At 57.0% G+C, this 5,146-nt stretch carries 5 protein-coding genes; 4 read left to right on the plus strand and 1 reads right to left on the minus strand.

Annotated elements, in window-relative coordinates; genetic code table 11:
- Positions 1 to 537: 537 nt before the first annotated feature.
- The 4 genes from BLV85_RS14120 to hypE all read left to right on the plus strand — a co-directional run bounded on the left by BLV85_RS14120 (position 538) and on the right by hypE (position 4,779).
- Positions 538 to 2,034: an alginate export family protein gene (locus tag BLV85_RS14120; protein WP_090415863.1), complete on the plus strand. Its 1,497-nt coding sequence runs from the start codon at positions 538 to 540 to the stop codon at positions 2,032 to 2,034.
- Between the two features lie 305 nt (positions 2,035 to 2,339).
- Positions 2,340 to 2,579 carry a HypC/HybG/HupF family hydrogenase formation chaperone gene (locus tag BLV85_RS14125; protein WP_090415864.1) on the plus strand — a complete coding sequence of 80 codons (240 nt, stop codon included), beginning with the start codon at positions 2,340 to 2,342 and terminating at the stop codon, positions 2,577 to 2,579.
- Entirely contained in the window at positions 2,576 to 3,721 is a 1,146-nt protein-coding gene (gene hypD / locus BLV85_RS14130; protein ID WP_090415865.1) for a hydrogenase formation protein HypD, read from the plus strand. The genes BLV85_RS14125 and hypD overlap by 4 nt, the downstream gene beginning before the upstream one ends.
- Positions 3,718 to 4,779 (plus strand): hydrogenase expression/formation protein HypE, encoded by a 1,062-nt coding sequence (hypE, locus tag BLV85_RS14135; protein WP_090415866.1) that lies wholly within the window; start codon positions 3,718 to 3,720, stop codon positions 4,777 to 4,779. The genes hypD and hypE overlap by 4 nt, the downstream gene beginning before the upstream one ends.
- 86 nt (positions 4,780 to 4,865) lie before the next feature.
- Here the strand turns inward: hypE and BLV85_RS15860 are convergent, their stop codons facing one another.
- The gene (locus BLV85_RS15860) at positions 4,866 to 4,991 is read right to left on the minus strand and encodes a hypothetical protein (RefSeq protein ID WP_281245763.1); all 126 of its coding nucleotides are present in this window, start codon (positions 4,989 to 4,991) and stop codon (positions 4,866 to 4,868) included.
- Positions 4,992 to 5,146: the final 155 nt, after the last annotated feature.

The following is a 5,146-nucleotide window of genomic DNA, read 5'->3' on the forward strand; positions in this document are numbered from 1 at the left end:
CCACTTCGTTTACGAGGCTACTCATGGGTTCACTTGCGTTACGGCCTGCTCTCTTGCTGTGTGGAAACTCACGACCCCGCGTTGCCGCGACGCCGCTTCCTCATGCTACCGGGGCGTACGGACAACTCCCCGGACGGGACTTCAACCCGCTAGATTTGCTGCTGTTACTGCGTACAAACTAACCACGAATGGACACGAATAGACACGAATTATTTGGTGGTGGCGCTCACATTGGTTGGATCTTGTCGCACGGCTGGGTGAATGCGTGATAGCCGGTTCGGTTGGGGGGTGAATTCCAGTTGCCGTGGTTTTCAGTATTCGTGTCTATTCGTGTCCATTCGTGGTTAGTTAAAGCCGGGGGGGTTGACGATGCGCAAGCACCCTACTCTCGCTACTCACAGAGGCGGGCAAGGCCGCCTCTGTTTCTGCCGCATACATGATATGGCTCGGAAACAAACTGGCTATTTCCGGTTTACACAGGCAAGCGTGCCGAAGTAGCATAGCCAATCGGAAACCAGCCAGTACGCCCCGTATTCAATGCTCGATGATTCTTTTAAACCCGCGTCAGGCAGAAAACTCCTCGCCTTGATTCTGTTTGGTATCTCTTCCCAGACCCTGTACGCGGACCCACCCGATCCGGATGGCAAGAAGAGCGACGGGCGTTTTTCAGTATCGTCATGGCGAAATGCCGTGATTGACCCACGCCAGACCGTAGCAGATTTTGTCCACCCAACCCCCACGCAACTGGCCTTGCACGAAGACAGCCGGGTCACGGATGAGTTTGGCGAGGCCACGAGCGAGCTGACCGTTTATGCCAACGGATTCCCCGATCGAATCCGCCTGCCGGATTGGCTGCTGCTGGCCGGTTCGCATCGCACCCGCTATGAATACATGAACGGGCAATTCCGGCAAGGGCTGCGCTCGATCGATCAACAACTGTCTCATCGCACCCGCTTATTGATCGCCATTCAGGAACGGCTCGACCCATTGCGCTTCACGATCGAATTGCAGGATTCGCGGGTGCACCTGAACGAAGCCGACTCGAACGTAAACACCGGTCATGTCAACCAATTCGATATCCAGCAATTACATATCGATTTTCATTTCAAGCGTATCTTCGACTTGGATTTACCGGCCGAGATTCAGCTCGGCCGGGTCAACATGGATCTGGGAAGAGGCCGCTGGATTGCGCGCAACAATTTCCGCAATGCGACCAATGCCTACGATGGCGTATATTGGAAGGCGGGCAGACCGGATGATTTCGAATCCAATGCTTTCGCTGTCTGGCCGGTCGATAGAAAAATGCGCGCCCTCGACCCGGCGCTCGGCAATAATGACAACTTCCTGTGGGGCACCTATCTGCTGCTTCCACCCGCCGAGCGGCTGCCATGGCTGCGGGCTGAGCTCGACTATATCGGCCACTCAAGCCGTACTGGTGACCGCGACTTCCATATGTTCGGCTACCGTCTGTTCAAACCGAGCCGGACGCGGCAGTTCGGTTTCGAGATTGAATCGCAATACCAGTTTCATAGTCGCGCGAGTGCCAGACGCTTCGCCCATGTCCATCACAGCGAAATCGATTACACCTTCGATGCCAAGTGGAATCCCCAGTTTCAGCTCAAATTCGACTACGCCAGCCCGGATGTCGATCTGCTCTACGGGCGGCGCATGTTCGAATTCGAGCCGACCGGTATCATCGGCCCCTTCCAGCGCAGCAATCTGCTGACCGCCGCCTACCGCCTGCTTGTCCATCCGCTCGACCAGTTCATGGCCTCGTTCCAGCATCGGCTCACCTGGCTGGCCGATCCCAAGACGCCCTGGATCAACACCGGCTTGAGCGACCCAGATGGCCGCTCCGGCAGTTTTCTCGGTCATACCTACGAACTGCGCATGAACTGGCATGTACATCAAAACGTGATCCTGCAAGCCGGTTACATGTTTTTCAACTTCGGCAAGTACCCCCGCAACGCACCGGACGCGCCCGGCGACCGAAATACCCACTACACCTACTTTTCCACGGAAGTGCTGTTCTAGAATATGCCGCCGAGCAAACCACGAATGGACACGAATTCACACGAATGGTGTAATGAGGTGTATGGGACAGCTGCTTGGCCGTGCTGAGATCGTGGGATGCGAAGGGCTGCTGGATGGCCGGTTGGGTTACAGGTGAATGACAGCCGAGGTGATAATCAGTATTCGTGTGTATTCGTGTCCATTCGTGGTTAATAACTGGGCAGCCACGGCAGCAGGTGCGATACTGCTGTATGATCACTCTTAGTGCGTCCAAGTAGCTGCCAGAAATCATATGCTTCCATTTGTCGAATTCAGATCCAAGCTTTATGTGTCTAGCCATTCCTGCCCGCGTTGAACAGATCAACGGCGATGATGCGATCGTCAATTTAAGCGGTATCAGGCGCGAGATATCGCTGGCGTTGGTGGAGAATGTTGAACCGGGTGATTACGTGATCGTGCATGTCGGTTATGCCCTGGAAAAAATCGATCCGGCCGAGGCTGCCCGCACGCTCGCACTGTTCGCGGAACTGTCCGCTCAGGATAGCGCCGGAGAGCCCTCACCATGAAATATGTCGATGAATTCCGGGATGGCGCATTGGCTAAAATAATCGCTGCCAACATTGCGCGGGCGGCCGATCCCCGGCGGCAATATCATTTCATGGAATTTTGCGGCGGGCATACCCATGCGATTTCCCGTTATGGGGTGACCGATCTGTTGCCGGACAACGTCCATATGATCCATGGACCGGGCTGTCCGGTCTGTGTCCTGCCGATCGGGCGGATCGAAAACGCGATCCAGCTCGCGCAGACGCCGGATGTGATTCTCTGCACCTATGGCGACATGCTGCGTGTGCCGGCCAGCCATGGCATGAGTCTGCTCAAGACCAAGGCTGCCGGGGCTGACATACGCATGGTCTATTCCAGCCTGGATGCGCTACGGATAGCCGGCGAGAATCCGCACAAGGAGGTGGTGTTTCTCGCGATCGGCTTCGAAACCACCACCCCCCCGACCGCAGTGGCCATTTTGCAGGCGCAGGCGCTGGGGCTGGCCAATTTCAGTGTCTTTTGCAACCATGTCCTCACCCCCTCGGCCATCTCCCATATACTGCAATCGCCTGAAATCCGCACGCTTGGCCGAATCAGGTTGGATGGATTCATCGGGCCGGCGCATGTATCGACCATCATCGGCAGCCAGCCATATGAATATTTCTCCGAGGAGTTCCAGAAACCGGTCGTGATCGCAGGTTTTGAACCTTTGGATGTCATGCAGGCGATCTTGATGCTGATCCAGCAAATCAATGCCAGGCGGGCGGAAGTCGAAAACGAATTCACGCGCGCGGTCAGCCGCCACGGCAATCGCAAGGCACAACAGCTGGTTGCGCAAGTCTTTGAATTGCGGCGCACCTTCGAATGGCGTGGCCTCGGCTGGGTGCCCTACAGCGCGCTGCAGATCAAAACCACTTTTGCCGATTTCGATGCGGAAAAACGCTTTAAAATAGCGCCCCTGGCCATTCCCGATAACAAGGCCTGCGAATGCGGGGCGATCCTGCGTGGCGTCAAGCATCCACGCGACTGCAAGATTTTCGGCACTGCCTGCACGCCCGACAATCCGATCGGTTCCTGCATGGTCTCGTCAGAAGGCGCCTGCGCAGCCTATTACCGTTATGGCCGCTTCACCGAATCCAGATCCACAACGACACAACAATGACCTTCAACAAACAGGCAATCCGCTCCAGTTACGTCCGCCCCATCGATTTCAAGCGCGGCCGGGTGGAGATGAGCCATGGCGGCGGCGGACGCGCCATGACGCAATTGATCGAGACCTTGTTCGTCTCCGCATTCGACAATGCCATGCTCAGCGCGCTCAATGACCAGGCCTGCTTTTCCCCGCCCACGGGACGGATGGTCATGTCGACCGATGGCTACGTCATCTCGCCGCTGTTTTTCCCCGGCGGCGATATCGGGTGCCTGGCAGTGCACGGCACACTCAACGATATCGCCATGGCCGGAGCCAAACCGCTCTATCTGTCGGCAGGGTTCATACTGGAAGAAGGTTTTCCGCTGGCGGATCTCAAACGCATCGTTGCATCGATGGCCGCAGCCGCGCAAGCGGCCGGCATCCAGATCGTCACCGGTGACACCAAAGTCGTCGAACGGGGCAAGGGGGACGGGATTTTCATCACCACCACCGGCGTCGGCAGCGTACCAGATGGGATCGAGATTGCCGCCGACCGGGCCCGGCCCGGTGACCGTGTGCTGGTCTCCGGCACGCTGGGCGACCATGGCATCACGATCCTGTCATTGCGCGAGAATCTCGGTTTTCACACCGAAATCGAGTCCGATACCGCCGCCCTGCATGACCTGGTCGCCAACATGATCGCTGCCGTACCCGCCATCAAGGTATTGCGCGACCCCACCCGCGGCGGCCTGGCCACCATCCTGAACGAAATTGCATTGCAATCGGCAGTCGGCATCGCCATCGACGAACACCAGCTCCCCATACGCGAACCGGTCCGTGCCGCCTGCGAATTCCTGGGTTTCGATCCACTCTATATCGCCAATGAAGGCAAACTGGTCGCCATATGCCCGCCCGAAGACGCCGACCGCCTGCTGGAAACGATGCGCGCCCACCCCCTGGGACAGGCAGCCGCCATCATCGGTGAAGTCATCGAGGATCCACAATGCTTTGTCCAAATGGAAACGGCTTTCGGTGGCCGCAGGATTGTCGATTGGCTCAGCGGTGAGCAGTTGCCGCGTATTTGTTGAACGAATCCACGCCTGTCACGTGCCGCGCCAGCGGCCCGTCAAGATTGATCGAAACGCGTTTCGCCCAGACTCTCCTTATTTCCCTGTCAGCCGAAAACAGCTTCGCTCAGCGCGAGGATAGTCTCGCCAAAATAACCTGCTACTGCCCTGGCAGCCAAAAACAATCCACTGCCGGTCTTGTAGTGCGCAAGCGCACCCCACAACCATCCCATCGTTACCAGTCCCTCACGTAGGGTGCGCCTGCGCACCGATAAGCAGCTAAGGGCTCGTTAACCCAACTTCGTGACCCTATCTCAAACATCCCCAATTTTTCAACAAGTTAAAATTTTCAACTGGAGTCGGTTGGCACTACGGATTTTTTTCTGTC

The organism is Nitrosomonas halophila, from assembly GCF_900107165.1.
GTDB classification, from domain to species: Bacteria; Pseudomonadota; Gammaproteobacteria; order Burkholderiales; family Nitrosomonadaceae; genus Nitrosomonas; species Nitrosomonas halophila.